27 protein-coding genes are annotated in these 25,803 nt (G+C 52.5%); 15 read left to right on the top strand and 12 right to left on the bottom strand.

Going from position 1 to position 25,803, the window contains the following annotated elements; translation table 11 throughout:
• Positions 1-112 precede the first annotated feature (112 nt).
• A complete protein-coding gene (locus tag MW898_RS03970) occupies positions 113-1,369 on the bottom strand; it encodes a TIGR00341 family protein (protein ID WP_248904744.1) in 1,257 nt (418 codons plus the stop codon).
• A 203-nt stretch (positions 1,370-1,572) separates the two neighbouring features.
• Here MW898_RS03970 and MW898_RS03965 point away from each other — a divergent pair, with 203 nt between their 5' ends.
• Complete coding sequence (locus MW898_RS03965; protein WP_248904742.1) at positions 1,573-2,850, top strand: twin-arginine translocation signal domain-containing protein; 1,278 nt, start codon at positions 1,573-1,575, stop codon at positions 2,848-2,850.
• A gap of 130 nt (positions 2,851-2,980) precedes the next feature.
• A complete protein-coding gene (locus MW898_RS03960) occupies positions 2,981-4,012 on the top strand; it encodes a CapA family protein (RefSeq protein ID WP_248904740.1) in 1,032 nt (343 codons plus the stop codon).
• 24 nt (positions 4,013-4,036) lie between these two features.
• Here the strand turns inward: MW898_RS03960 and MW898_RS03955 are convergent, their stop codons facing one another.
• Positions 4,037-4,699, bottom strand: a complete 663-nt coding sequence (locus MW898_RS03955; protein WP_248904738.1) for an AIM24 family protein — start codon at positions 4,697-4,699, stop codon at positions 4,037-4,039.
• 562 nt (positions 4,700-5,261) lie between these two features.
• Between MW898_RS03955 and MW898_RS03950 the strand changes: the two genes are divergently transcribed.
• From MW898_RS03950 to MW898_RS03940, 3 genes are all read left to right on the top strand, one after another.
• Positions 5,262-5,780, top strand: a complete 519-nt coding sequence (locus tag MW898_RS03950; protein ID WP_248904736.1) for an Lrp/AsnC family transcriptional regulator — start codon at positions 5,262-5,264, stop codon at positions 5,778-5,780.
• A gap of 185 nt (positions 5,781-5,965) precedes the next feature.
• Positions 5,966-6,721 carry a CPBP family intramembrane glutamic endopeptidase gene (locus MW898_RS03945; RefSeq protein WP_248904733.1) on the top strand — a complete coding sequence of 252 codons (756 nt, stop codon included), beginning with the start codon at positions 5,966-5,968 and terminating at the stop codon, positions 6,719-6,721.
• Positions 6,722-6,972: 251 nt separating this feature from the next.
• Positions 6,973-7,257: a DNA-directed RNA polymerase subunit L gene (locus MW898_RS03940; RefSeq protein ID WP_248904731.1), complete on the top strand. Its 285-nt coding sequence runs from the start codon at positions 6,973-6,975 to the stop codon at positions 7,255-7,257.
• A gap of 50 nt (positions 7,258-7,307) precedes the next feature.
• On the opposite strand, the gene MW898_RS03935 is transcribed toward MW898_RS03940, so the two are convergent.
• The 7 genes from MW898_RS03935 to hisF all read right to left on the bottom strand — a co-directional run bounded on the left by MW898_RS03935 (position 7,308) and on the right by hisF (position 11,179).
• Positions 7,308-7,739: a DoxX family protein gene (locus MW898_RS03935; protein ID WP_248904728.1), complete on the bottom strand. Its 432-nt coding sequence runs from the start codon at positions 7,737-7,739 to the stop codon at positions 7,308-7,310.
• Between the two features lie 273 nt (positions 7,740-8,012).
• Positions 8,013-8,690, bottom strand: a complete 678-nt coding sequence (locus MW898_RS03930) for an NAD-dependent epimerase/dehydratase family protein (RefSeq protein WP_248904726.1) — start codon at positions 8,688-8,690, stop codon at positions 8,013-8,015.
• Positions 8,687-8,920: a hypothetical protein gene (locus MW898_RS03925; RefSeq protein ID WP_248904724.1), complete on the bottom strand. Its 234-nt coding sequence runs from the start codon at positions 8,918-8,920 to the stop codon at positions 8,687-8,689. The genes MW898_RS03930 and MW898_RS03925 overlap by 4 nt, the downstream gene beginning before the upstream one ends.
• Positions 8,921-8,981: 61 nt before the next feature.
• Positions 8,982-9,632: a helix-turn-helix domain-containing protein gene (locus MW898_RS03920; protein WP_248904721.1), complete on the bottom strand. Its 651-nt coding sequence runs from the start codon at positions 9,630-9,632 to the stop codon at positions 8,982-8,984.
• Positions 9,633-9,786: 154 nt separating this feature from the next.
• Positions 9,787-9,912, bottom strand: a complete 126-nt coding sequence (locus tag MW898_RS25455; protein WP_264383096.1) for a hypothetical protein — start codon at positions 9,910-9,912, stop codon at positions 9,787-9,789.
• Complete coding sequence (locus MW898_RS03915) at positions 9,905-10,096, bottom strand: DUF8118 domain-containing protein (protein WP_248904719.1); 192 nt, start codon at positions 10,094-10,096, stop codon at positions 9,905-9,907. The genes MW898_RS25455 and MW898_RS03915 overlap by 8 nt, the downstream gene beginning before the upstream one ends.
• Positions 10,097-10,363: 267 nt before the next feature.
• Complete coding sequence (gene hisF / locus MW898_RS03910) at positions 10,364-11,179, bottom strand: imidazole glycerol phosphate synthase subunit HisF (protein ID WP_248904717.1); 816 nt, start codon at positions 11,177-11,179, stop codon at positions 10,364-10,366.
• Between the two features lie 111 nt (positions 11,180-11,290).
• On the opposite strand from hisF, the gene MW898_RS03905 reads away from it, so the two are divergent.
• The 3 genes from MW898_RS03905 (at position 11,291) to MW898_RS03895 (ending at position 12,252) form a co-directional block, all read left to right on the top strand.
• Positions 11,291-11,581 carry a hypothetical protein gene (locus MW898_RS03905; RefSeq protein WP_248904715.1) on the top strand — a complete coding sequence of 97 codons (291 nt, stop codon included), beginning with the start codon at positions 11,291-11,293 and terminating at the stop codon, positions 11,579-11,581.
• Complete coding sequence (locus tag MW898_RS03900) at positions 11,578-11,997, top strand: hypothetical protein (protein WP_248904714.1); 420 nt, start codon at positions 11,578-11,580, stop codon at positions 11,995-11,997. The genes MW898_RS03905 and MW898_RS03900 overlap by 4 nt, the downstream gene beginning before the upstream one ends.
• A gap of 99 nt (positions 11,998-12,096) precedes the next feature.
• The gene (locus MW898_RS03895) at positions 12,097-12,252 is read left to right on the top strand and encodes a DUF7550 family protein (protein ID WP_248904712.1); all 156 of its coding nucleotides are present in this window, start codon (positions 12,097-12,099) and stop codon (positions 12,250-12,252) included.
• A gap of 49 nt (positions 12,253-12,301) precedes the next feature.
• Here MW898_RS03895 and purL read toward each other — a convergent pair whose 3' ends face one another.
• Entirely contained in the window at positions 12,302-14,488 is a 2,187-nt protein-coding gene (gene purL, locus MW898_RS03890; RefSeq protein WP_248904710.1) for a phosphoribosylformylglycinamidine synthase subunit PurL, read from the bottom strand.
• A 196-nt stretch (positions 14,489-14,684) separates the two neighbouring features.
• On the opposite strand from purL, the gene MW898_RS03885 reads away from it, so the two are divergent.
• From MW898_RS03885 to MW898_RS03865, 5 genes are all read left to right on the top strand, one after another.
• The gene (locus MW898_RS03885) at positions 14,685-15,407 is read left to right on the top strand and encodes a PHP domain-containing protein (protein WP_248904708.1); all 723 of its coding nucleotides are present in this window, start codon (positions 14,685-14,687) and stop codon (positions 15,405-15,407) included.
• A gap of 763 nt (positions 15,408-16,170) precedes the next feature.
• Entirely contained in the window at positions 16,171-16,716 is a 546-nt protein-coding gene (locus MW898_RS03880) for a hypothetical protein (RefSeq protein ID WP_248904706.1), read from the top strand.
• Positions 16,717-16,896: 180 nt separating this feature from the next.
• The gene (gene gatC, locus MW898_RS03875) at positions 16,897-17,175 is read left to right on the top strand and encodes an Asp-tRNA(Asn)/Glu-tRNA(Gln) amidotransferase subunit GatC (RefSeq protein WP_248904704.1); all 279 of its coding nucleotides are present in this window, start codon (positions 16,897-16,899) and stop codon (positions 17,173-17,175) included.
• Complete coding sequence (gene gatA, locus MW898_RS03870; protein WP_248904702.1) at positions 17,172-18,476, top strand: Asp-tRNA(Asn)/Glu-tRNA(Gln) amidotransferase subunit GatA; 1,305 nt, start codon at positions 17,172-17,174, stop codon at positions 18,474-18,476. Before gatC ends, gatA begins: the two co-directional genes overlap by 4 nt.
• 243 nt (positions 18,477-18,719) lie before the next feature.
• Positions 18,720-18,857, top strand: a complete 138-nt coding sequence (locus MW898_RS03865; protein WP_248904701.1) for a DUF7503 family protein — start codon at positions 18,720-18,722, stop codon at positions 18,855-18,857.
• Here MW898_RS03865 and MW898_RS03860 read toward each other — a convergent pair.
• Both MW898_RS03860 and MW898_RS03855 read right to left on the bottom strand, forming a co-directional pair.
• Positions 18,854-20,941, bottom strand: coding sequence for a hypothetical protein (locus MW898_RS03860; RefSeq protein ID WP_248904700.1), 2,088 nt, complete (start codon positions 20,939-20,941; stop codon positions 18,854-18,856). The two genes, MW898_RS03865 and MW898_RS03860, sit on opposite strands and share 4 nt — an antisense overlap.
• 168 nt (positions 20,942-21,109) lie before the next feature.
• Complete coding sequence (locus MW898_RS03855) at positions 21,110-21,793, bottom strand: DUF7504 family protein (protein ID WP_248904699.1); 684 nt, start codon at positions 21,791-21,793, stop codon at positions 21,110-21,112.
• Between the two features lie 174 nt (positions 21,794-21,967).
• Between MW898_RS03855 and MW898_RS03850 the strand changes: the two genes are divergently transcribed.
• Positions 21,968-23,563 (top strand): long-chain-fatty-acid--CoA ligase, encoded by a 1,596-nt coding sequence (locus MW898_RS03850; RefSeq protein ID WP_248909709.1) that lies wholly within the window; start codon positions 21,968-21,970, stop codon positions 23,561-23,563.
• A 94-nt stretch (positions 23,564-23,657) separates the two neighbouring features.
• Positions 23,658-24,851, top strand: coding sequence for a cytochrome P450 (locus MW898_RS03845; protein WP_248904698.1), 1,194 nt, complete (start codon positions 23,658-23,660; stop codon positions 24,849-24,851).
• Positions 24,852-25,803: the final 952 nt, after the last annotated feature.

The raw sequence follows: 25,803 nt of genomic DNA, 5'->3' as shown, positions 1-25,803 counted from the left end.
GATATCACGTTCTGAATGAAAGATCACAACTAGTTCCTGTCACGGCCTGCTTAGCGAGTAGTCCATTGGATGAGAATCAACAGAGCTATTCCCATTTTAGAGACAGAGGCGTTTAGGAGAATTCTACGGATTCTCTAATGACGACAACAGAGACATCAGACGACGTTTCGGCACTAATACGATCGGAGAGTTGATCGGCTATCTGATCGGACTCCGTCGCTGCGTGAATTGTAACGACGTCTGGTTGTCTGGAAAACAACTGAGTTTCGTATGAAATCGAGATCGAAAGGATCCGAGCGTCGCTTTCGGCAGCAATCCCTTCGACAGTACTCTCGAACTCGGCATTCCGATTCATATCGACTGTCGTTGCAATGAGGAACGAAGACAGAATGAGAATGCCGATGAGTAACACTCCGAGTCGCTTTACTGTCGCTTTTTTGGCTATCCGTTCCTCGAACCAGTGACTCGGTCGGTATCCCCGCATCCAAAGAATACCGAGGCTAGCGAAATTGATCGAGAGAACGTTTACGAGTAACAGAATAGTGACGCTGACGATTAAGACGGGCTGCCAGTAGGCGATACCAAGCCCGAGTGCGGCAGCAGGCGGGATTAAGGCCGCCGCAATCATGACACCGACCAACGGCGTACTAGCACCAGTGCTGAGCGAGAACGCCCCGGCAGCACCAGACCCGAGTGCAATGACCAAAGATAATGCTCCGGGATTGATGCGGGAGGCAACTTCAGATAGCGAACGTATGTCCACATTCGGCATCACTGTGAGCTTGACCGCGTACGCGAAAATGGTCCCACTGATCACAGCAAGCCCGAGACCGAGTAGTTGAGATTGTACACTCTCTCGGAACAGATCGTCGTCATTGACAATACTCCCGACACTCGCTCCAACTGCTGGCCCGAGAAGCGGTGCAATGACCATACTCCCCACGACAACAGCAGCGCTGTCGGTAAGCAATCCTGCACTTGCTACGATAGCACTCACAACTGTGAAAAATATGTAGCTCGGCGTGAACGCTGCCATCTCTGTTGCTCGTGCTTGGAGTTCTTCCCGCGAGATTCGGTCGTTTTCGAAAGAATCGTCTTTGTTGGAATTCGGTGTTGTTCTATCATTAGATTGAGAAAGCGTCGCTTCGACATCAGTGATGATTGCATATCCATTTCGACTGATGCCGATTTCATCAAGGATATCCAGAAATTCCTCGACATTGCCTGTTTCAACTGGGACAGACACAACCAGCTGTTCACCGCGTCCAGACGTTTCAGCAACCAATGTGAATTCGAGATTGCGCTGTTCGAGAGTATCGATGACGACGGCTCGTTTGTCCTGTGGAATCGTCAGCTGAACCAAGCGCATATTATTATTGTCGATTTGTCGGCGATCGATTTAGTCGATGCGCACCATGAGACGTTTTTGCAATCGTCTGAACTGATCGTTCGGTGAGTCTGAACGGTAACAGCAGGATCGTTCTCGTAATGAGACCAGTCAGAGCATTTTGATAGTGTCGTTCGAGGCTCGTACCAGAAACGGCTTTCTTCTGGATCCCATACGCCGTCGGCATGGAGGGGAATCCGAATCGTGCTGTCTCACGGCGCGAATTCGTGAAAGCGGCTGTTGCGATTGGCGGTGCGTCTGCCCTATCTGCTTGTCTCGATCACGAGCAGACACCGAATCTCCCGAACGGGCCAGACCCCGCGACACTGCCGAAACGCCAGCATTCGTGGAACAGTTCACTCGCAACTGATAAGTACGGTAACCACGTTCCACCCAAGCACCGCGTATTACTGCATCTGAAGTACACAAATGATGGTCAGCCAACCGCCAATGACCGTACGTTGGTCGAACGGACCCTCCGGACGCTCGATCGGGCGTATCCTCGGAGCCACGAAGGGCTGCTATTCACCGTAAGTTACTCACCGGCGTATTTCGATCGATTCGACGACTCGCTTCCGGAATCGGTCGATCTTCCGAATCCGAAGGCATTGGCATCGTTCGAGGATCCTAAGTTGGATCGACCGGACGCCGTGATTCATCTTGCCAGCGATTACGGATCCGTCGTTCTCGCCGCCGAAGAAGCGCTGTTCGGCGAAAAAGACGTGCTCAACGGTGTCGAAATGCAGACGACGTTGTCTTCTGTTTTTGAGACAGTTGACCGACGGACGGGATTTGTCGGCAAGGGATTACCCGCTTCGAACCAGGATGTCAATGGAATTCCGGACTCGGAGCCCGTCCCCGAAGATTCGCCCCTGTATATGGGTTTCAAATCGAGTTTTACCAAGAATCAGGCTAGTGAAGATCGTGTAACGATTCAAAACGGTCCGTTTGCCGGTGGTTCGACCCAGCACATCTCAACGATTCGACTCCATCTTCAGCAGTGGTACGAACAGGATAGCCGCTATCACCGCGTGGCAACGATGTTCTGTCCGGTCCACGCGGAAAAAGAACTCGTCGAAGGAACCGGCGAGAATCTCGGCAATTCAAGCAAACTATCAGATTGTCCGGCTCATACCAAAGAACACGCCCGAGAATACGGCGTCGTCGGTCACTCACAAAAATCTGCACGAGCACGCGAAAACGACTCACCAATCATTCTCCGTCGAGATTTCGATTCGACAGACGATGAAACCGCGAAGCTACATTTCGTGTCGCTCCAGCGCGCGATTGGTGACTTCGTGAAAACGCGCGAGGCGATGAATGGAAGCGATGTTTCTTCACAGGCGGCTGTCGGGCAACGAACGAACAACGGAATTCTCCAGTACATGAACGTCACCCACCGTGGGAACTACCTGCTCCCACCACGCGGCCGACGAGCCCTACCGACCGCCACACCAGAGTAGAACACCAGGGTAGAGCGTCGGAGTCGGTTCCGCTGCTCGAATTCCGAGAGCGACCCAGTCGATCGGTTCATTTGCTCTGTGAAACAATGTCGTGGAAACTGTTACGGCCCACAGTCTGCAACTAACGAGTATGTCCTCGACAGTCCGGTTCGGTTTCACGGGGGACGTTATGTTGGGACGACAGGTCGATCGACGACAGCAGTCTCGATCCGCTGATGCAGTGTGGGGGGACCTTCTTGGCCGATTGCAGTCGCTCGATGGACTGTTTATCAATCTCGAATGCTGTCTTTCGACACGCGGGCAGCCGTGGCGACGGACGTATCGACCGTTTCATTTCCGTGCCAATCCGACGTGGGCCATACCAGCACTCGAACGGGCAGGTGTCGATTGTGCGTCGCTCGCTAACAACCACGCGCTCGATTACGGCGTGAGAGCGCTCTGTGATACGCTCGATCATCTCGATCGTGGAGACATCGCCAGCCCGGGAGGAGGGCGAACGATGAGAGCGGCACGGGAACCGTCTCATGTTTTCATCGAAGGCATGAACGTCGCTGTCATCTCGTTCACTGACAACACCCCAGAATACGCCGCAGATTCTGATACGCCCGGTATTTCCCACACTGTGTTCGACCTCGAAAACGAGCCATGTCGAAAAATCCTCGGTGAAGCACTCACCGCGGCACAGAGCGCAGAACCGGATCTTCTCGTTGCGTCGCTACACTGGGGACCAAATATGGTAACCAAGCCACCAGATGCGTTCCGGGCCGTTGGTCACTGGTTGATCGAACGGGGCGTTGACCTCGTTCACGGACACAGTGCTCACATCTTTCAGGGTATTGAGATCCACGAAGGCTGTCCAATTCTATACGACGTCGGTGACTTCGTCGATGACTACGCGGTTGATGATGACCTAGGGAATGACCGAGGATTTTTGTTCGAACTTCAAACCGACCGAGAGGGGTCGCTCCGTGCGCTCCGACTGCTCCCGATAGAGATTCGTGATTGTGCCGTCCACAGAGCGGGATCGACGGCTGCAGATTGGAGTCGCGACCGAATACGCGAACTATCGAAACCGTTCGGAACCGAATTTGAACGACAAGAAGACGAATTGATCCTCCCCCTCGAAAGCAGATGCGGGGGTAGAACAACGACAGACAGTTGACCTACAAAGCAAAAGTCAACGAGACTATTCTTCCGGGAACACTTCTTCAAATGGTTGGACAACTACGAATCCATCCTCTTTCGGAAATTCTAGTTGATACGTCTCACCCGACGGCCGACCGAGGAAGCCTTTGAGATTTCTGTCGGTATTGATATCTGGAGACACGTTACTGCTCCAAGCAACAGTAGCATCGGGATCGGTTCTAACAGGCGTCGGCAAAACCAATGGGTCACCGTGTGTAGTTATGGCAATGTATCCCGGTCCTTCGAGAAAAACGTTGAATAATCCGCCAGCGGCAGCTCCGCCAAAGCTTTTCATCATCTTGATATCCCACCCGACATTCTTTTCGAATGCTAGAATATCATTTCCATTGACACTTATTTCCTCATCTTCATCTAATTCGAGTACTTGTACTTCCTTTGCTTGATCAGCTAAGTAGAGATGGCCTTCGCCTTCGGCCTTCATCATGATCGAGCCCTCGCCAGTTACAGATTTTTTGAGGAATCCTTTTATGCCTCCCGACGACTTCTGTTCGAAAGAGATATCTCCCGAGTACGCGATCATCGAGCCAATTTTCGCCATGACCGCTCCATCAATTTCTATATCCAATAATTTCGGATTTTCGAGTTGGAATTTCCCACCACCCTTTCGAGGAGCATTCTCTTCTTTGAATTTTTTTAAGTCCATTGTTAACTCTTATACCCCCGTGAACAACCACATTACGGAGTGTGACAGTCATTTACGATAGATATGTAAATAAATGCCGGTATGCGTATCTCATATCTTCCTCAGTACTCCTTCAATAGATTTTATAGATAATTTCTACCGGTATCACAGTATCACAGACCAATCAATCGTACACGAAAACAAATTCCTTCAAATACGGAAGAACATTGTAAGGTTGAGAATAGTTATCATCTATCGGCCATAATTTTTATCATGGCAAACGTTCGGGTAGTAATTGGGCAGCACATTCGAGGCCATCGCTGCCGTTCAGTCGGCTGAGCATGACTGGACTGATCTCTGCTGACCGTGCTCTCTCTGGCATCTCGTCCCCGTTTGGGGCTTCGTCGGCCGGGCAGTTGTGGTTCACCCTCTGAACCACGGGACGCTGCCGCCCCTCCACAGAGGCGTACTCGGAGAGGCAAACCACTGAGCGTCTTACACTTTGGTTTGATAGTACGCCTGTTATTGTCTCCAGGAATAAGTGACCGAAACAGGCAGGTAGTCCGAACGGTATAGCTACCGTATGAACGATCCAGATGATGCACCAAACTGGGACTTCAAGGAGCGAGATGTATACATTCTCCGCGAACTCTCCGAAGACCCACAACTCTCCTCACGCGAACTCGCGGGCATCCTCGAACAAGAATACGACATCGATGTCTCTCATGTGACAGTCAGTGAATCTATTCGTGGAATGCGTGAGGAAGGCGTCTTCCGCGAGGCGATTATTCCAAATGGCGAGTATTTTATTTTTGGTATGTTTGAATTCAAACTTAATCCAGAGCACTTCGAAGAGACGTGGCGTGACGCACTCGAAGCGATTCGTGGCTCACCCAATACTCTGTTCATGTTTCTCTCAGATGGAGAATATCAGTGGAAATCAATCATGATGTTTACGAACAGACGTGAAGAATCAAAATGGATTCACGACTTCTATAAGGAGCATGGTGATTCCGTGCAAAATATCCGAAATTCTGTAGTTCACAACGTCCTGAAATTTCGAACTGACGCTGAAATCCTCGAAAACCTCTATAAACAGTAAGATACAGTCGTACGTATTTTCGCGAAAGGAGGCAGTGCAAAAGGGTATACGTGAACATCGATCACATACACAACAATATACAAAATGTTAGGTGACAGAATTCAAGTTATATAGTTTTCAAGAGTGTTGCTGGGCGAGGAGAAGGGAGATTATTTGCGTACGGCGGACAGACGACCACATCAGACATGGATCGTTCTGTGCTGTCGTCCCGTCTTGCGACTATCGGTATCGCAGTGGGAATTGTTGTGCTTGCGCTCGGTGTTTCGGAGATTCTCGGTCGTACAATGGCCCAGCTTCTTGATTCGCTTCCGGTGAATCTACCAACTATCCCCCGACTCGTTCTTAGTGTAGTGCTCCAGCAGGGGCTCGTTTTCGGTGGACTTTCTGTGATTTATCTATGGATTCGCAACCGTGATCTGGGGTGGATCGGCGTCTCACTCCCTGATTTTAAACAGTTCCTGTGGATCGCAGGAGGATGGGCAGTTGCGTTCGCCTCTGCATTCGTTTTTGGGATCATCATTATCTTGTTGGGACTAAATCCAGGGAAAAACCAACTTGTTCGGGTGGTGTCTGAGACACCGGAGGCACTACTCGTGATGATTCCAGTAACGATCCTCCTCATCGGACCTGGCGAAGAGTTGCTCTTTCGCGGCATCATACAAGGCTCGCTCCGCGAGCGATTCGGTCCGATCGTCGCCATTGTGCTTGCGTCCGTCATTTTCGCAGCAGCGCACGTCACCTCGCTCACTGGTGGTCTTGAGAGCAGAATAATTACAGTCGCACTCCTAATCGTTCCGGCCCTCGTCTTCGCTATCGCTTATGAACGAACGGGGAATCTCGTCGTTCCCGCACTGATTCACGGGTTATACAACGCGACGCTATTTTCTCTCCAGTACGCAGCGATCAAACTCGGGGGAGCACCGGCCATACTTTTGCTCTGATCGCCGTCACCACGCAGACAATCGACCAGTTATCAAAATCGAAAGACAACGAGATTCGATTGGCTATAGCTGATTCCGCAGACAGCAACAGCTAGTCACAGTCGTCTTCACAGGACACCGCTGAAGCGTAGTTTACCCATTGAACATATCAAGCAACAGATGCGTAGTTGGTTGGAGATCGTTTGGATTACTGGCTGGAGAGATTCGGTTCCGTCCGAAACCTTCAAACGCCGGATCGACAACAGTCAAACATGGAACTCCGGGTCATCGATAACGAGCCGACGGAACTCTCTATCGAAATTGCCGGTGAGGATCATACGTTCATGAACGTTCTCAAGGGGACACTACTCGAAACAGAGGGTGTTGCCGCTGCTACGTACGATCTGAACCCTGAACAGTCGGGGGGACAGACAGATCCCATTCTCACCATCAAGACAGAAGAGGGGACTGACCCACTCGATACGCTTTCGACGGCAGCGACTAGCATCAAAGACAAGGCATCGACGTTCCGGACCGCGTTCGAGACAGCGGGCTGATCGGGGGTCCGACAGCAGTCGAACTAATTACTGTTCGGCCACTGGTACGCCTAGCTGTTACTGATTACATTCCAGTGGCCGTAGGCGACGAACGCAGCGAGGAGTCCGACGACCAACGGGAAAATCGCGGGTGCGACAGCACCACTCACCAGTGTGAGCACTGTTGCCCCGCACATGATGATCACTAACCCAGTGGCAGCCAGCGGTGTCAGGTTCTGCCGAATGCCTGTAACACTTGGCAGGACGAGACCAAGTGCGCCGAGCACCTCGGCGACACCGATGAACCGGACGAACAGAACCGGTAACGCTACCGGCGATTGTGCTGTCACCATTTCAGAGGACTGAATCAACTTCATCCCACCGACGAGCAGAAAGAGGAGTGCAAGCAGCCCCTGTACACCCCACAAGGCATATGTGGTTGATCTTCCTCGTGAGGACTCACGGTCCTCATCTTGTACAGGCGGAGTGGTATTTTCTGTCATATTGATTCGTCCTTGTGAGAGAGTTCGAATTCCGATCCACTATCTACTTTAATGACACGAGAGGTTACTGTGTGTGATACTGTCATAGTTGTCTATTGCTCGCAGTAGAGATCGGTCAGCAGATCATATATAGACGCGCGTAGCGGAGTGTAAGTGGATGAAGAGCGGCTTGTGGTAGGTTCATCCCGTGAGGCCTTTCTGCCTAGTTTAAGCCGTGTCCGCTCTTGCATCGTCTCTCCTCAATTAGATATCACAGGAGATACTGCTGTTCAGTTACTGAGAACTATTCTCGGAATATGATTTGATCGAGTGAGGCATCAGCAGTTCCGGTTCGTCGGAATCAAGCGCTACCCGGAGCGCTGCTCGAGCAACATGTGTGACACCGAGTGGTCGCTGGTCACCAAAATGGCGAGCGAGAAATTCGTGGTCGTCGATCGCTCGAAGACAGCGATTTACAAGATACGGGAAGTGGCCTTGATTAGCTCCTTCACCATAAACGGGACCAGGTTTGAGCACGCCTGTACGGATATCCAAATCGCTGATTGCTCGTTCAGCACGAAGTTTGGCGGCTTGATATCGCTCGCTGACGAGCGGAGGGGTTCCCACTGCGGACAGGAATACGAATGCTTCGACGTTCATCCGTTCGGCCTCAAGCCCAGCAATAATCGCTGCATCACCGTTGATTCGCTCGAACGTCACCCCCTGTTCGGGGGATTCACGAATGTTGGCAATGGTATGGATGACGGCATCACAGCCACCAAGCTGGTCTCGCCAGTCCTGTGGTTCGAACACATCGGCCGCGTTCCAATCAACCTCATCAACCCACGGTTCAGTGAGGGTTGGCCGTCCGCTGCGTGCAATGCTTCGCACTACGTGACCATCTGCAACGGCTCGACGAGCTATTTGACGACCAATAAAACCGTTCCCTCCTGTAATGAGTATGCAGCTCATGGGTGTATCTCCGTTCTACGAGCCTCCCATACCGTTCGTGATCCGATCTCGCTGTCGGAACAGCTAATCGTGCTCCGGTTTCGTATCGGCATCGACAGGGCCACGAGTATCGGTGTCACTCTGTCTGCACCGTTTGGTCCGAGATACCCGAACCCGTCTCCGTCACGCATGTAGTCATCAGTCAGTGCCGGTGCGATTGTATCGGTGAGTACGCCGTGTGATCTATGCATCTGCTTTCGTCCGTATTTTGGAACGGAAATCGGATCACCGCTTGCCCACATTTTTTGGGGCTTAATATAGGTCAGTGTAGTAGAAGTGCTCGATGAGGTGCGCCTGCGCTCGGTGGAGCCGTTCGGCAAGTGCAGAGCGGGAGATTTTGAGTGCTGTCGCGACATTGTCCAACGACGTCTGCTGCGGGACAGCGAAGTACCCCGCTTCGTAGGCAGTGAGCAGCGCCTCGCGCTGTTTCTCGGATATACCAATCAGTTCGGTGTCGGTGCTGTGTGAGTCGTAGAGCCGATCTAGACGGAACGAGAAACCTCTCGTTTGCCAGAATTCTTGGTACGCGAGTAATTCATTTCGGTCGGCGAGTTGTTGTTTGATGTACCACCCATCAGATGCGATTGTGATGCTCTCGGGGAACGTTTTGTAAAACATGCGTTTGTCGAGATACTCGGGGCGCGGACCGGTCAGAACCACCTGATAGATCCGTATCGAGCCGATCTCGCTGATTCGAACGTGTTCTTTGACGGAAGGAGAATCTGTAAGTGCAGCGTCTACTCCGTCGAATGACGACCCCGTAACACGAATGAAAAACACGACCGGTCCGGATTGGGGCTGGTCTGTGCTTTCGAGTCGAAATGTAAGATCAGGCACAGCGCTGGCCACGTCGATCAGTGGCAGTCGTGGCGACTGAAGCCGGAACTCGGCAGTGAGACCCATACACCATACTGGCTACGGAGACAGGTAAGACTCGGGTGCATCCTCTCACGAGTAATGTGAGAGAGAAATTCAGAGGTTCGGTTCCAGTAGTGCAGGAATCCACAGCCCGTGACGCTCGCATCACACCGCGAAGATGAGGTGTATCAATGCGTGATCAAGGAGGGCGGATCATCGGAGGTCGGGAACCGTTCGAATCAGTGTCTTCAGCGGTCGTCGAGACGCCCATTGCGTCGTACACGTCTCGCCAGCCGGTACTCGGTGACTCATTCTCTTCAGGCATCATCTTCAGTGGCACATCGCCAGCAGCCCCGAGCAAGCTTCGATGTCGTTACTTCTAGTCCACAACGTTCACATCGCCAGTAGTAATGGTCGAGCCGACCGTATTTGTCGTACCCAGCGTGGGGACCAGTGATCCGTTCGCTCCGCTTTCTCGATTGGTGTGTGTGCTCGATATTCGTGTTCATCGGGATCTCCTCTGAGTGATCAGCGTCTGAGCGGTGACACGCACGTTGATCAGACTCCCACACGCACAGCCGGTATCTCACATCACACAGTCATCGCTGATCTGGAGGATGTCGAAGTGAGATACGTCGGATTCTGCGATCGTCGTCTGAGGGAGTAGTTGAATCAACGTGATTCCAGAGCAAAAGCGCGCGGCTAGCACGGTGAAAGTGGATTCAATGACGCGGTGAGACCCCTGATTTCAGGCCAGAGAGACGGTATCAGTACAGTTATAATCGAATCGGAATGTCGCGCTTTGCGAGGTACGATTTGACCGCTTCGATCGAGTACTCCTCGAAATGGAATATTGAAGCGGCGAGAGCAGCGTCAGCGTCAGCATCGGTGAAGACCTCGTAGGCATCTTCTGGGCCACCGCAACCAGACGACGCGATGACGGGAGTAGAGACCGAATCACAGACTGCTGCTGTGAGTGGGATGTCGTAGCCGTCTTTCGTTCCGTCAGCGTCAATGGAGTTGACGAACAGTTCACCTGCCCCACGTTCTTCGGCTTCGCTGGCCCACTCGATCACGTCAATGCCGGTTCCCTCGCGACCGCCTTTGACCGTGCACTCGAACCAGCACGATTCGCCGCCGGCTTGTGCGTAGTGTTCGCCCGCTTCGTCGAAACGACGCCGAGCGTCGACGCTGATGACGACACACTGGCTACCGAATGCGGTCGCTGCTTCAGTGATGAGTTCGGGACGCCTGAGTGCACCCGTGTTAATCGACACCTTATCAGCGCCTGCCCGGAGCGTCTCTTTTACGTCTTCGCGGGTGCCAATACCCCCACCGACGGTCAGCGGGATGAATACCTCGTCGGCGACGTGAGCAACGGTATCAAGCATGGTTTCTCGTCCCTCGGCGCTCGCTGTAATATCGAGGAAGACGAACTCGTCTGCTCCTGCCGCGTTGTATCGCTTTGCCATCTCGACCGGATCGCCAGTGTACGTGAGATCCTCGAAGTTGACACCAGTGTAAACAGCAGCGTTTCCCTCATCATCGAGATCGACATCAATACAGGGAATAATCCGCTTCGTCAGCGTCATGTGATATCTGGCTGTTGGAGTGGGGGAGCTAAAACGGATCCGACTCGGGAATAATCGTCCGTCAGTAACCAAGGAAAGTCTTTAAGCACATAAGTACGTATGTACGATCTAATGGGAGTGATCAAATTTACCGTTCCGGACGAGGTCGAAGAACAGTTCCGCGAACGTGCGATGAAGCGGTTCGGACACAAGCGAGGGTCGATTGGAAAAGCAGGAGAGGAAGCAATCTCGACGTGGATAGCCGAACAGGACATCGATATCGAACTTACGCCATCGCAGAATCCGCTTCTAGCAAAACGGGGGCATCTCAGTCACGTCGATATGGGGAGTGTCGAACTTCAGGAATCGGTGGGTGAACTGTTGCTGGAGCAGCACCGTCGGAAACGAGACGACTCCCGATGATCCTTGATCAAGGAATCATCCTCGAATATTATCTCGACGACGCGTATGCAGACGATTGCGAACGAATACTTCATGACCTCATCGAGGGGAACTGTGAGGGAGATCTATCAGATTTCCACCTTCATGGTACGATAGCCATCTTCAATACGTACTTCAAAGAGCGCGCGCCGGATGAGATACAAGACTTGATCTTTAGCATCGTGACCGCATCAGGACTCGACCTCTATCATCTCTCAGCCAGAGATCAGGTACAGATATGTGAGATTCAGCGGAACAGCGTCCTCGATTTTGACGACGCGACACTGGTTCATTGTATCGATGTTCTTGACGCTGAGACGATTATCACGCTTGATGGAGATCTCGACAACTACGATGGAGCGATCGACTTCGACGTTCTCCATCCAGCGGACTATTGATCTCTTTATTTTGCATAATCATTCTTCGATTATTAAGAGTACGCTAGTCGAAACAGCGCCAATCGATAGGCCAAAGTGTATTCCCGGAGGAGTTCGGGCATGGTAAAACCCGAAAGCGTGAAGGAGACGATACAGATCGAGCGACAGACTGCCCCACAAGAGGAGTACACGATGCGCGACGTCGGCATCGGATTCGTCGTTGCGATCATCGGGATGGTGATCGCCTTCGGAATCCCGATCCTCACGACAGTATAGAACAGGATTCACTCGAACCGGAACGCGTCGTTCGTTTCGTCGAAGCGTCTCAATCGAGCTCTCGATCGATTCTACTCCGAATGTCTCGGATTGTTGACTTGTCGTACCGGAGTGTTTCTCCGTTAACACTGAGCGTGAGTTCACCAGTTCCGTCAGTCTGTCCGACCTCATGAACCGGTGTGACACCGTCGAATGCTGTTCGTACTGCATCCGGGTCTGTCGTTTCGATGACAACACGGCCCACCTGCTCGTGAAACAGCAGTTCCGCTGCACTTGCTTTGGTTCCTTCACACGAAAGCGTCACGTCAGCGCCCGTATCGGTGACCATCTCCGCAAGCGTCACAGCTAGACCCCCGTGGCTCACGTCGTGAACCGCAAGAGTTGAGGCCGCATTCGCGACGGCTGTGAGTGTGTCGACAAACGCTGGAACATCTTCAGAGTCGAGCGGACTCGGGAACGCATCGCTGCCTTCGAACTGTGCGAGATACTCCGAGCCACCGAGCTTCGCGCGATCGCCCGCCAACGCACGGTCTCCGACAACGAGTATCGTCCCTGCCTCAGTGTCCGCGTTTGTCTCTACGCCGGTAAATCCACAGGGAGGGGCATCGTACCCGTCTTTCGTTCCGACCATCGCAAGGGTCGGCGTCGGAGGGATGGGGCCACTCGCGGAGTCGTTGTACAGTGAGACGTTTCCGCCGACCACTGGAACAGAGAGATCGCTGCACGCATGGGCCAGTCCGTCGACGATGGCTTTGAATCCACCGTACACTTCGGGCGTTTCAGGATTGCCACCGTTGAGGCAGTCCACAGCGGCAAGTGGTTGTGCTCCTTTGGCAGCGAGATTCGTTGCAGTCTCCAGTGCCACCGCGCGTGCGCCGTCGTACGGTGCGGCACTCGTCCACAGTGGGTTCGAACCAGCAGCGATAGCGAGCCCCGTCTCACACTCGTAGATCGCCATAACAGCGGCGTCGTCGCCGGGACGGAGGGCTGTTCGCGTTCCGACCTCGTGGTCGTACTGGCGGTAGACCCATCGCTTGCTCGCTGTGTTCGGGCTGGCGAGAACGGACTCAAACGCTGTTTCGAGTGCTCTGTCTGGAAGATCTGACTGATCTTCGAGTTCAGGTTGGACGCTTTCGAGATCGTTCATCGGCGCGCCGTCTGCGAGATACTCGGCAGGAACGTCCACTACGACGCTCCCATCGAACGTACAGACGTAGTTGCTACCGCTTTCTGTTAGCTCACCGATAACAGAACAGCCGAGTTGATATCGCTCTGCGACGGCGCGAACGCGCTCAATGTTCTCCGGAGCGACCTCATAGCACATTCGTTCTTGGGACTCGGCAAGGAGGATTTCGAGCGCGTTCATGTTCGGTTCTCGCTGATGGACCTTCTCGAGTTCGATGCGAGCACCGAGACCACCCTTCGCAACCATCTCGGTCGATGCACCGCCGAGTCCAGCTGCGCCGAGATCGCGGGCCGCCTCAACTAGTTCCTCATCGATGAGCGTTTCGTTCGCCTCAATGAGAAGTTTCTCCGTGTACGGGTCGCCAACTTGAACGGCTGGTCGATCCTCGGTTTCTGCGTCTTCGCTTAGATCTTCGCTTGCAAAACTCGCACCACCGAGTCCATCTCGACCGGTCGTGTTCCCGATGAGAACGAGTGCGTTCCCCGCAGTCTGTGCCTCGGCGGTGACAAGTCTCTCCGATGAAAGGAGACCTACACAAGCAACGTTAACGAGCGGATTTCCTTCGTAGTCTGGATGGAAATCGACGCTCCCACCGATGGTTGGGACGCCGATGGAGTTGCCATAGTCTGCAATTCCTTCGACCACCCCTTCGAACAGATATCTGGAGTGTTCGTCCTCAAACGAACCAAAATAGAGAGAGTCTGTGAGTGCGATCGGGTACGCGCCCATCGAGAGTGTATCGCGGACGATCCCTCCGACACCCGTCGCCGCGCCGTCGTATGGATCGACGTACGATGGGTGATTGTGGCTTTCGATGCCCATCGTGATGTACGTGGAGTCAGTGAGAGCAACCACGGCGGCGTCGTCTCCCGGTCCGACAACGACGCTCTGAGAGTCATCGTCGCTGTCGAATGCTGAAAGCAGTGGCTGTGAGGAGCGGTATGCACAGTGCTCACTCCAGAGATTCTCGAAGAGCGCTTCCTCCGCAGGTGTCGGATCGCGGCCAAGTTCAGAGACAACGAGGCCGTAATCCGCTGGGGCAAGGCTCATTGACCGGGTATCCGCGAAGGCCGGTAAAAGCCCTTTCCATGTCCGATAGGCACAGCATACAGTCACCGTATAGATCGCTGGTGTATTCTGAGATATGGGGCTATCCGATGGTGTATCAGACATTGTTGTGGTGTAACACTCAACACTGACAACCCAGTATCGAGGTTTTTTTGCCAGCGGCAGCCAATCCATCGTTGTGCTTTCGGTCGAGCTACACACACACTCCGCCCAGTCGTACGACGGGCGCGATCCGGTCGAGTTGCTGCTTCAGCAGGCCGAAGCGGTCGGTCTCGACGCGCTCGCAGTGACTGATCATGACGAAATCGCCGCGAGCCTCGAAGCAGCGGACATTGCCCCCGAGTACGGACTTATTGGCATCCCCGGTTCGGAAATCACGAGTGCCGCTGGTCACGTTCTTGGGTTGGGTATCACAGAACGAATTCCTGCGGGGCTCCCTTTTATGGAGACGCTCGATCGCATCCGTGATCTCGGTGGGATTGCCATCATCCCGCATCCATTCCAAGGATCCCGCCACGGTGTCGCACCGAATATCTCAGAGGAAGAGCTCGCGAGTGCTGACGCCATTGAGGTGTACAATTCACGGCTCCTCACGGGTCGGTCGAATCGGAAGGCAGAGCGTTTTGCGACCACTCGAGCGCTTCCGATGACCGCAGGGAGCGACGCTCATATCGCAGAGATGGTCGGGCAGGCAGTCACGCACGTCGCCAGCGAGGAACGGACGGTCGACGGGATCCTTACAGCCATCGCTAACGGTGAGACGACTGTTGTCGGTGAGCGGACACCATGGCGGATCAGCTTCAGACAAGCCAGCGGTGCCGTCAAGCGACGAATCAAGTACGCTACCACCGACTTCCTGTCTGGTGCGACGGGTGGATTGATCATGGATTCTAAACGCTGATTGATCTCCCGTCCTATCTTAGCTTGGCCGTCAACTGTCTCGATTACCGGAAAGACGACCTCAACTGTGTCTACTGGACATGTGACTGATTGTTACGTATCTCAGTGAGTGAGGACGATCTTTGCGCATCCGATGATGCGTCGACGAATTCTAGTGTGAATCATCCGTGTGATACCACGCAATAATAGATGAAAGAAATATCTCATGTCCGATATTGTGAACAGGAGCCACAAGCGTGGGTCCCAAATTCTTTGCTGACGTCCCGAACAGCCGCTTCGTGCAGAAGTTCATCACTCTCGGTGAATTCCAACAAGGGATGGCCATATGTCGGCTTCTCGTGTCTGTGTAGCGTTGGTACACCCGTTTACGAGAGACACAGGGTCAAGGAAATGAAAATGTTTTGTGATAACTGACAGAGAGTGGTTGACAGGAACAAATATATCTATATCGCATACATAATTCTCAATTGGTTTGATTGGAGAGAATGAGATGGCTATTCTATAGCTACCATCATTACGTGTACCAATTCGAAAAACCATATGCGACCATTTTTACGAATAAATAATCTTATGTGAATACAGAAGTGATAGTAAACATGAACAGGCGATGTATTCTGACAGGAATCGCAACTGGACTACCGTTTCTCGCTGGATGTACCCAGTTGTTGGGTACTGATCAGGGCACGAATAAATCAGAATCCACCGAGACGACGAAACGGCTGGGGACAACGGCGACACAGTCAGTCACCGAAGTTCCCACCGAGATGTCGACAACGAACGGAAGAACGGCAGAAGGCGCAGAGATTGCGACGATTGATCCATCTAATTTAGCGACATATACAGATACGAAACACTCGTATAGCATTAAGTATCCAAAGGGATGGGAAAAGTCGGATTCATCGGACGATCCTGCTTTGACGAACGTTAGGTTTAGTGGCGACAGCGGGTTTGGATCTACGCAAGCATTTCCAAATACAGCAGAAAGTCTTGGTGGAAAGCCAAAATCTCTCGAAGGACTCGTAGATGTATTCATTGATGGCTATAAATCCACATTTGAAGCATTTGAGGTGAAGCGCAAACGGGACATGACGCTTCCGAACGAACACTCTGGCATTGCGATGGATCTACACATCAAATCCCAAGTAGAGGATGGAAACCAAACGGTGGAAATACCGATGCGAGGAAAAGCTGTCTTTGCGCTGGCCAACGAAACTGTATACGATCTCCTTATCGTGGTTCCACAATTCAACTATACATCCACAGCTGAAAATGGAATGGAGAAGATAATAGCGTCATTGACCATCAAATAACGGCAGTCACGTCTTGAGCCGCCGAGCGTTTCGTTTCTCAGTTGTTCGCAGACACAGTTCGAACACAAGATCGTATTATGGGATGACGTTGACACGAGTCGAATGCAGCAACTGCGCCATGGGTAGATCGGTGTTTGGGGTATCGAAACGCTTAGTGCTCGGCCCGGATAGGTCCCGTATATGACTGAGGACGCCGTCGACTCCGAGGAAGTTCGTCACGTAGCGGACCTCGCTCGGGTCGCACTGGACGAAGCGGAGGTCGATCTGTTCGTCGAGCAGTTCGCTACGATCCTCGCGTACTTCGATTCGTTAGACGAGGTCCCTGAGATCGAACAGGAGACAGACCTCGTGAACGTCATGCGAACGGATGAAGAGCGCGCTTGTCTCGATCCGGCGGAAGCACTACAGAACGCCCCCGAAACGGAAGACGGGTACTTCAAAGGGCCACGGGTGTCATGAGCGCAGATTTGAACGTTTTCATCACGAAAGAGCGCATCGAGTCACACACTGACGAGACGACCGACCGAAGTGATGAGGACGAGAACCCACTCGCCGGAATGACTGTTGCAGTGAAGGACAATATCTCGACGAAGAATATTCGGACCACCTGCGGCTCCGCGATGCTCGAATCGTACGTCCCTCCGTACGATGCGACCGTCGTGCGTCGGCTCACAGATGCGGGTGCGACAATCGTTGGAAAAGCAAACATGGATGAGTTCGGGATGGGCGGCACAACCGAAACCTCCGCTTTTGGACCGACCGAGAACCCTCGTGCACCAGAGCGTGTGGCCGGTGGCTCCTCGGGTGGGAGTGCGGCTGCCGTCGCTGCGGGTGAGGCAGATCTTGCACTCGGAACTGACACCGGAGGATCGATCCGCAACCCTGCTGCCTTCTGCGGTGTCGTGGGAATCAAGCCGACGTATGGACTCGTTTCGCGTTACGGGCTCATAGCCTACGCCAACAGCCTCGAACAGATCGGACCGATCGCCTCAACTGTCGAGGAGTGTGCCTCGCTCCTCGATGTCATCGCCGGACCAGATGAACACGACGCGACAACTCACGAGGAAGGAGCGAACACCGACTACGCGGCTGCCGCCGACGGAAATGTCGAAGGAATGACGATCGGTATCCTCTCGGATCTCGTCGAGGGGGCAGACGAACAGGTGGTGTCGGTGTTTGAGGACGCAGTCGCTGATCTCGAAGCGCAGGGAGCCGAAACCGTCGAAGTCGAACTCGATTCAATCGAACACGCCCTCGCGGCGTACTACGTTATTGCTATGTCAGAAGCTTCCTCGAACCTCGCGCGCTTCGATGGTGTTCGATACGGGACTTCTGGCGGATACGACGGAAACTGGAACGAGACCTTCGCAAAAGCACGAGAAGACGGGTTCGGAGAAGAAGTCAAACGGCGCATCCTCTTGGGGACGTACGCACTCTCGGCTGGGTATCACGATAAGTACTATAAGAAAGCACAGGATGCCCGCGCGTGGGTGAAACAGGACTTCGATTCGGCACTCTCTCGTGCAGACGTGCTCGCCTCGCCGACGATGCCAGTTCTTCCCCCCAAGATCGGTGAAAGTCTCGATGATCCGCTCCAACTGTACTTTATCGATGCGAACACAGTTCCGGTGAATCTCGCAAACCTTCCCGCTATCTCTGTCCCTGCGGGCGAAGCGGACGGGCTTCCAGTCGGGCTACAACTCATCGGCTCCGCATTCGGTGAAGAGCAGATCATTCGGGCAGGAAGCGCGCTCGCTTGAGAGAGTTCGTCTCACAATCCGACCGCCGTCGCGGAATAAACTGAAGAAAACAAAAGGGAGTTAATACTTGATCCCACAGTTTGTAGATACTAGGTACTACCACAGTAGTACGCTGTTTGTAACTATTTCTTTCGTATCTAGATCTGTTCCTCTGTCAATGAGTTACAGAATTTAAATCACTTTACGACATTCATAAACACTTGAAATATATCCATGTCACTGGATGCATTTGGTTAGTATGTAATGTCCGAGCACACCACACTCACGGCATACCTGAACGATCACCCAAAGATGACTGGCGTTCTGTTCACGATGCTGCTGCTGCTAACACAGGTTGGAGCGGCATCAGCGGCTAACAAGATTTACTACTCTGGACCTTAGAGTTCTGTGAGCGTTATTTCATCGCTCCACTGAATCGTTCCGTCGACTCGCACGGGAATTTGCTCAAGCCCGAGGTACCGCTCTAGCTCTTTCGTCGAAAGTTCGTATGTGTCGACCCCACCCGAGGAGAGCTGATATTCGTTCTCACCGTTGATGAGTGGAATACTGACAGATCCCATTCCATGCTGTGTCGTCGGGTACACATTGATCGCTAGTTCGAACCGGTCCTCTGCCAAACGTTCGATTTCGCCGAGCATTGGCATACCGCTTTCTGCCTGTGTAATCGCAAGTCCACCATCTCCAATGACGAGATACTGATTGCTCACGAGGCTTTCGTTTCGAGCGATGTTCATTGCCGCACGGAGGGGGAATCCCCGGTTGAGAAGTCTTGCCATGGTACGTCCAATAGTGACTGCACCGGTGTTGATGACGTTCCCAAGCGTGACGATACCCCCAATCGCTCCGTTATCGATAAGCGCCATTCCTTGCTCGTAGGACTGACACGCGTTCAGGAAGAATGCGTCTACACCGACCATATCGAGCGTTCGCATGTCGAAGAGGCCGTCTGGACAGCGGAATCCTTCTGGATCGATATGCCCGATATAATGGAGGAAATCGGCCGGTTTCATGAGAACACTGGCGAGTTCATCAGTCGTCAGCCCCTCGTGAGTACGGACGTCGAATGGTAGTTCGTCACGGGAGCCATAGACAGCATCGATCGCATCGCGTTCGTCTGCCATCTCGGGCTCGTTACAGATGACAGTAATCGTGATATTACCGTCCGTTGGAGATCGTTGGAGTCGGTTTCTGAAGGCGGTTGTCGTCGCTTTGCTCGCTCCGAGGGGAGTCTCCTCGCCAACCCAGACCTGTTCGAGAGAATCGGATTCTTCGGGCTGAATGTACTCACGATCGAGAGACGTGTGAGCTGTTGTGCTTCGTGTCATCGCGCCAGCGCGGACAAACTCTGTGATGGCATCAGCCTGCACCGCTTGGGGTTGGACGCGTTCACAACACGGCGTCCGAATGACTGCGAGATCATTTACGAGGAACGGGATCGTCTCGATGTTCTCTGGTGATGACGAAACGTGGGTGGTCATCTTCCACTCGGGAAGATGAGACTCGATATCGGAGAACGGAATGGAGAGATACGCTTCGAGCTGCGCAGGGAGAGATTGTCTGTACAGCTCATTGAACTGGATATCGAGCACAGAATCGAGCGATCGTCGCTCGTGCAGACGTATTCCATCTCCCCCATCGGTTCGTGTGAGACAGTCGAGAAACATAACCTGCTTTAGCACGCGCTCAACCTCCCCCTCAAACCCACGCGCGGAATCGAGCCGGTGTTCAAAGTCGGTCGTCGTGACAATCTTCGGGATAGTTCCGGGAACCACCGTCGCACCGAGATAGTACGCGAGCGATGCGACGACATAAACGAACGGATATTTGGGGGGAATCTCTATCGTGACGCCTGTCTCCGGTGTCTCCAATCCGTCTGGAATGTCGAGTTCAGAGCCGAGTTCGACAGTCGGCGGATGTCCTCGGAGCGTCGGATATGAGCGCTCTACACCGATCGTCTTGAGTGCCGAGCCGAACATGGATATCGCAGCCATCATGTCGGTCGGATCCTCGGTTGTGGTGATCGTTGCGGCGGGTGACTGATGGCGCGAACGCGCCCCAACGGAGACGGCCGTCTCATTCTCGAACACGATGTGAGTCTGCATGCCATTCGCCGTGATGCGGACAGCACTCTCGACGATTAAATACACCTTGATAGGCGCGGATAGTTCGAGAATATACGTCCCAGAGGGGAACGACTCATCAGCGAACTCTTCCGTTCTCGAAAGCACTTCGCCATCGAGATTTCTGATATTGACACCGGCAACGGATGGCAACACGATCGCCTCAGTACGGATTTCGACCGCGTGATCGACTGGATACTCGAACTGATCAGTTCCGGTTCGGCGTGGTGTAAGATCCGACGGTGTATGGAACACGTATCGATGACGATCGACTTGATCAATTAGTTCAAGCCCGGTTTGTTCGTCATCGATGGCTGCATACGAGATTGCGACTCCTTTATCCATATCTCCTATCTCCCCCCATACCCGATTGGAGTTCGATACTGACCGCTGCTACAAAAGCGTATTGCTGAATGATCCATCGTAAAATTTATTCGCCATATATTTTTAACGACTAGATTCAGAGTAGTATATAGCAGAGATCATAGATTCGCGTCGTATGGTGATTCCGAGTCACTCGTTGAGGCTCGTCCAATCGGACGGTATCGCAGCGTCTGTCAGGTGCCACCGCTGCTGAGGTATGCCATCTGCAACCCGAAGTTCAACGACGGCGTCGACAAGCGGCTCGAATAGTGATGCGAGTTCCGAATCTCGGGCGACAGGGAGGTGGACGTGCATCATTCCATTTCGCCGTCGCGTTGCCAGAGCTGTATACCGGACGAGACGCAACGGCACGTCTCTGTTGCTCGATTCGATTACGGTCGAGAGAGAATCAATGCAAACTCTGAGCTCCCCCGGAGAGAGTGGCTCAACATCGCGTTCGATGGATTTGATAGTATTAATAATCTCAGATATTAATTCGGTCGAAGATGTCGCGGTCGTGTACGATACCATCGTAGAATCGCCATCCGGATATTCACTCGTGCTTCGACAGTTTGTCACGTAGTCGATCACATGATTTTCGTGTTGTGATCGATCTACAATTGATGATTGAACGTCCGTAGCGAATCCGTCGGTAGTAACGAACAATCGCTGGCGGCACATGCTTGGATCGCCCATAAAGTGGCGACAAGCGAGCTGGTGTACCTCCGGAGCAACGTTACCGACGACGAGTAATGCACTGCCGCGTTGTTTAAGACGACTGAGAGCTTCCGCAAACGCAGATGACCCCATCGTCCCCCCATCGAATGCCATCATCAATTTTCTGCGAACACCCTAAGAATAAAGGTTGTGGTGATCGTGTGGAACTGTTCAATAGATGACCATACACATCAATTATTCCGCCAGAGACGAAGAGAATGTTCTTATAATTAACACTTTTCAGCCGAAAGGTCTTAATCACCTCGGTTGAAACGAACTACCCGAACGTTCATGAATGTTGGAATGCTCTCTCTGGACTTTTTCGACCGTGCTGTCGACCTCTACGACGACGTAGTCGGGGTTATAGCTCACGACGGAACCGAGTACACGTACGGTGAGTTCGCAGCGCGTGTTAACCAACTCTCGCACGCGCTCTCTGAGCTGGGGGTCGAAAGAGGAGACCGTGTCGCGTTGCTCGCTCCAAACACCCACTATTTCATCGAGACACTATATGCAACCAATCAGGTTGGTGGTACGTTCGTTCCGATGAACTACCGGCTCGTTCCGGACGACTTTGAATACATCTTGAACGACTGTGAAGCAGACGTCGTCGTCGCAGATTATGAGTTCGCAGAGAAAATTGAAGCGGTCCGGGATGCCATTCCAGCGGAACACTACGTCGGATACAACTCCGACCGAATCGATGGTGAATGGTCGGATTACGAGGAGCTCCTCTCCGGTCAGTCCACAGAAGCTCCAGAGCGCCCAGATATCAGCGAAGATGATGCTGCGAGCATCAACTACACGTCCGGTACGACAGGTGATCCAAAGGGCGTCGTTCGCACCCATCGCACGGAGCACTGGCACGCGCTCGTGTTGAACCAGCACATGGAGATCAGCGACGACGATACGTATCTCTGGACGCTACCGATGTTCCACTGCAACGGGTGGGGACACACTTACGCGATCACGGGCACTGGTGGGACACACGTCTGCCAGCGTACGTTCGATCCTGAGGAGACGTTCCGGCGTGTTCGCGAATACGATGTTTCGTTTATGTGTGGTGCACCAACCGTTCTCAACCGACTCATCGCCCACTACGAGGAACACGAACCAGAAACGACCGGCGACCGCGAAGTGCGGATAGCGACGGCTGGAAGTGCTCCAGCAACTGCGACAATTCAAACTGTCGAAGACAATTTCGGCTGGCGAATCATCCACATCTACGGATTAACTGAGACTGCACCGATCATCACCACAAGCAATTCACCGCGTCGGCTTGCGATGCGAGGGCGAGGACTCAAAGTCAAGCAGGGATCTGCAACCCTCTGTACGGACATTCGAATTGTTGATGAGAACGGCGAGGACGTTCCACGTGACGGACAATCACTTGGCGAAATTGTTGTGAAAGGAAATCAAGTGATGGACCGATACCTCAACAAGCCTGAAGCAACGGAGGAAGCATTCAACGATCGTCTTCCTGGATACTTCCATACGGGTGATTTGGCCACAATAGACGAAGACGGAATGATCGCGGTTCAAGACCGCAAGAAAGATATTATCATCTCGGGCGGTGAGAACATCTCGAGCATCGAAGTCGAAGACGCACTCTATGACCATCCAGCGATCGCAAAAGCAGCGGTCGTTCCGACACCAAGTGAGGAGTGGGGCGAAACACCAACCGCTGTTGTCGTACAGAAATCTGATGCGGACCTCACCGAGCCAGAGATCATCGACTTCGTTCGTGACCGTCTCGCTAGCTTCAAAGCGCCAACGAGCGTCGATTTTGTCGACGATCTCCCTGAAACTGCGACCGGGAAGGTGCAAAAATATCAACTCAGACAAGACTACTGGGAGGGAGAAGAGCGGATGGTCGGAGAGGGGTAACTGCAGTCACGGATTACTCAGCCCAACGTTCGCGCCGAAAGGGCTACAAAAGCTCTAACTGAATATTTAGTTAATGACGTCTTCGAACGGCAACATGCCCTCAGTTCAACCGCCAGCGGCACTTCGAAGCCGGGAACGGCAGTTGGCTCCATTCGAGTGGTATGCGAAAATGCGTCAGGAAGCGCCCGTTCACTACGACGAACAGCGAAAGGTGTGGGATGTATTCGGTTACGAAGACGTCGATCGCGTTCTCACAGACTACGAATTATTTACATCAGACATGGTGAGCACGGAAGCCGCTCGTTTCGGTGATGATGAAGATCATCCGTTCTTTCGGACAATGATCAGTGCGGATCCGCCAGAACACGGGCGACTTCGTGGATTTGTCGCCGACCGGTTCAGTCCCGGAATGATACGTGAATATCGTCCCCGTATCGAAGCTGTAGCGGCTGAATTTATAGATAGAGTTGCAGATGCCAACCGCATCGACATCGTCGATGATTTTGCGTATCCGTTGCCAGTGACCGTCATCGCCGAGCTTCTGGGTATTCCTAGCGAGCGCCGCGATCAGTTCAAAGCGTGGTCGGATACACTCATTGCTCGTCCGAGCGAAGACACCAAAGCGGCTGTCAAAGAAACCCAAACCCACCGCAAACGCGCCAAACAGGAGATGAGAGAATACTTCTCTACACTCCTTGATGAGCGTGCTGACAGTGAGGATGATGATTTGGTTACACTCACCGCGACAACGGACGAACTTACCCGCGAAGAGAAAACCGGATTTTGTACTCTTCTCCTCCTTGCTGGTAATGTCACCACGACCAACCTCATCACGAACGCTGTCTGGTGTTTTGAAGAGCAAGGCGTGACTGACGCCGTTCGAACTGGAGCAGTCGATCGCACGCAAGCCATCGAAGAGGTGCTCCGATACCGCTCTCCCGTTCAAGCACTTCGTCGTACGACGACTGATGCCGTTGAAATTGGAGGACAGCGGATCGATGCAGGCGAAGTGATCACAGCGTGGATCGGCTCCGCGAACCGTGATTCAGAGATATTCGATGCTGCCGCAGAATTTCGACCCGAACGCAGTCCGAACCCACACATTGCGTTCGGAAAAGGTATTCACTACTGTCTTGGTGCATCTCTTGCCCGAATTGAAGCCGATATTGCACTCAAAGCGCTCTTAGATCAGTTCGAGGTTCTCTCCCTCGAAGAGTCGGAGAAAACGCCACTCAAGAGTCTCTATGGAGTCAAAGAACTCCCTTGTCGTGTCGAATCCGGACACTGAGTGAGACAACTCAGCTGTTACTGTTCGTTGACTGTTGAATCGTTGTCCCCCGCACGTCAATCGTTTGCATTGAAATCAAACTGATAGATAATGATTGTTGTATTTAAAATTCTCGAGGGAAATCAGAACAGACCATACACCATGTTCAATTCGGCTTTCCGCTGAGGCTGTCGTTTCCGAGCAGATCTATTGTGTGAGGCTATCGAGATCGTTGGAGCTGAAGACATTCCAGATGTCTGCACCCACCGACTTTGCAACATACCCTATCGTCAATAGACGATGAGGAGAATTTATAATATAAATATAGATGGTCTGTGAAAATACTATAGACCGACAATCGTCGAACAAATCTATAAGTGATTGTCGATAGTACACCAGTTTGTATGCACTATCGTTGTCCCAACTGTGAAGGAGAATTGCATCAGCAGTATCAGTCGTGGATCTGTCAAGACTGTGGTTACGCACCGTCTCACGGAGCAGACTAACACTAAGCCTTTGGATATGGGAAACTCATGACGAATCGTTTGTTAAATTCATATAATATGTATGTCTATAATATGAAATTATCGCATGGAGTAGTAAACAATCGGATTGCTAAGCTATATGTCGACCTAGCAATCATAGATCAGTCAATTATCTATCTGCTATCGTAGTAGACATTATTTCCAGAGAAATACAGATAGAGTTTCATGAATACCCATTCATATTTATGATCTGACGGCAGCTGTCTTGTGATTTCACCTGTCATAAAGCCATTGTAATAGTTTGTGCCAGATGGATACATATATAACCCAAAAGTTAATTACTCTTCTATTCGAGTTACGTAATGTCATATGCAGTCAGTAAAATCTGATATTGTTGTATCATTTCTGGCGCGCTTCATTGCTGCCCCAGTTTCGAATGCACGCGTATTCAGCGAAGACAGAGAGAGGAACGATCTCGGGGTCGGGTC

Origin of the sequence: Halocatena marina (genome assembly GCF_023276375.1) — an archaeon.
Taxonomy (GTDB): Archaea; Halobacteriota; Halobacteria; order Halobacteriales; family Haloarculaceae; genus Halocatena; species Halocatena marina.
This window is presented reverse-complemented; position numbering and strand designations above follow the sequence as displayed.

What these genes read in the sequence shown, in the direction of transcription:
- MW898_RS03925 (WP_248904724.1), bottom strand. Translation starts at nt 8,920, where the DNA reads ATGCATAGATCACACGGCGTACTCACCGATACAATCGCACCGGCACTG.
- MW898_RS03970 (WP_248904744.1), bottom strand. Translation starts at nt 1,369, where the DNA reads ATGCGCTTGGTTCAGCTGACGATTCCACAGGACAAACGAGCCGTCGTC.
- MW898_RS03865 (WP_248904701.1), top strand. Translation starts at nt 18,720, where the DNA reads ATGTCCGAGCACACCACACTCACGGCATACCTGAACGATCACCCAAAG.
- MW898_RS03950 (WP_248904736.1), top strand. Translation starts at nt 5,262, where the DNA reads ATGAACGATCCAGATGATGCACCAAACTGGGACTTCAAGGAGCGAGAT.
- hisF (WP_248904717.1), bottom strand. Translation starts at nt 11,179, where the DNA reads ATGACGCTGACGAAGCGGATTATTCCCTGTATTGATGTCGATCTCGAT.
- MW898_RS03945 (WP_248904733.1), top strand. Translation starts at nt 5,966, where the DNA reads ATGGATCGTTCTGTGCTGTCGTCCCGTCTTGCGACTATCGGTATCGCA.
- MW898_RS03905 (WP_248904715.1), top strand. Translation starts at nt 11,291, where the DNA reads ATGGGAGTGATCAAATTTACCGTTCCGGACGAGGTCGAAGAACAGTTC.
- MW898_RS03935 (WP_248904728.1), bottom strand. Translation starts at nt 7,739, where the DNA reads ATGACAGAAAATACCACTCCGCCTGTACAAGATGAGGACCGTGAGTCC.
- MW898_RS03855 (WP_248904699.1), bottom strand. Translation starts at nt 21,793, where the DNA reads ATGATGGCATTCGATGGGGGGACGATGGGGTCATCTGCGTTTGCGGAA.
- MW898_RS03920 (WP_248904721.1), bottom strand. Translation starts at nt 9,632, where the DNA reads ATGGGTCTCACTGCCGAGTTCCGGCTTCAGTCGCCACGACTGCCACTG.
- MW898_RS03845 (WP_248904698.1), top strand. Translation starts at nt 23,658, where the DNA reads ATGCCCTCAGTTCAACCGCCAGCGGCACTTCGAAGCCGGGAACGGCAG.
- MW898_RS03955 (WP_248904738.1), bottom strand. Translation starts at nt 4,699, where the DNA reads ATGGACTTAAAAAAATTCAAAGAAGAGAATGCTCCTCGAAAGGGTGGT.
- MW898_RS03850 (WP_248909709.1), top strand. Translation starts at nt 21,968, where the DNA reads ATGAATGTTGGAATGCTCTCTCTGGACTTTTTCGACCGTGCTGTCGAC.
- MW898_RS03880 (WP_248904706.1), top strand. Translation starts at nt 16,171, where the DNA reads ATGTCGACAACGAACGGAAGAACGGCAGAAGGCGCAGAGATTGCGACG.
- MW898_RS03965 (WP_248904742.1), top strand. Translation starts at nt 1,573, where the DNA reads ATGGAGGGGAATCCGAATCGTGCTGTCTCACGGCGCGAATTCGTGAAA.
- MW898_RS03940 (WP_248904731.1), top strand. Translation starts at nt 6,973, where the DNA reads ATGGAACTCCGGGTCATCGATAACGAGCCGACGGAACTCTCTATCGAA.
- MW898_RS25455 (WP_264383096.1), bottom strand. Translation starts at nt 9,912, where the DNA reads ATGCCTGAAGAGAATGAGTCACCGAGTACCGGCTGGCGAGACGTGTAC.
- MW898_RS03915 (WP_248904719.1), bottom strand. Translation starts at nt 10,096, where the DNA reads ATGAACACGAATATCGAGCACACACACCAATCGAGAAAGCGGAGCGAA.
- MW898_RS03960 (WP_248904740.1), top strand. Translation starts at nt 2,981, where the DNA reads ATGTCCTCGACAGTCCGGTTCGGTTTCACGGGGGACGTTATGTTGGGA.
- gatC (WP_248904704.1), top strand. Translation starts at nt 16,897, where the DNA reads ATGACTGAGGACGCCGTCGACTCCGAGGAAGTTCGTCACGTAGCGGAC.
- purL (WP_248904710.1), bottom strand. Translation starts at nt 14,488, where the DNA reads ATGAGCCTTGCCCCAGCGGATTACGGCCTCGTTGTCTCTGAACTTGGC.
- MW898_RS03930 (WP_248904726.1), bottom strand. Translation starts at nt 8,690, where the DNA reads ATGAGCTGCATACTCATTACAGGAGGGAACGGTTTTATTGGTCGTCAA.
- MW898_RS03900 (WP_248904714.1), top strand. Translation starts at nt 11,578, where the DNA reads ATGATCCTTGATCAAGGAATCATCCTCGAATATTATCTCGACGACGCG.
- MW898_RS03895 (WP_248904712.1), top strand. Translation starts at nt 12,097, where the DNA reads ATGGTAAAACCCGAAAGCGTGAAGGAGACGATACAGATCGAGCGACAG.
- gatA (WP_248904702.1), top strand. Translation starts at nt 17,172, where the DNA reads ATGAGCGCAGATTTGAACGTTTTCATCACGAAAGAGCGCATCGAGTCA.
- MW898_RS03860 (WP_248904700.1), bottom strand. Translation starts at nt 20,941, where the DNA reads ATGGATAAAGGAGTCGCAATCTCGTATGCAGCCATCGATGACGAACAA.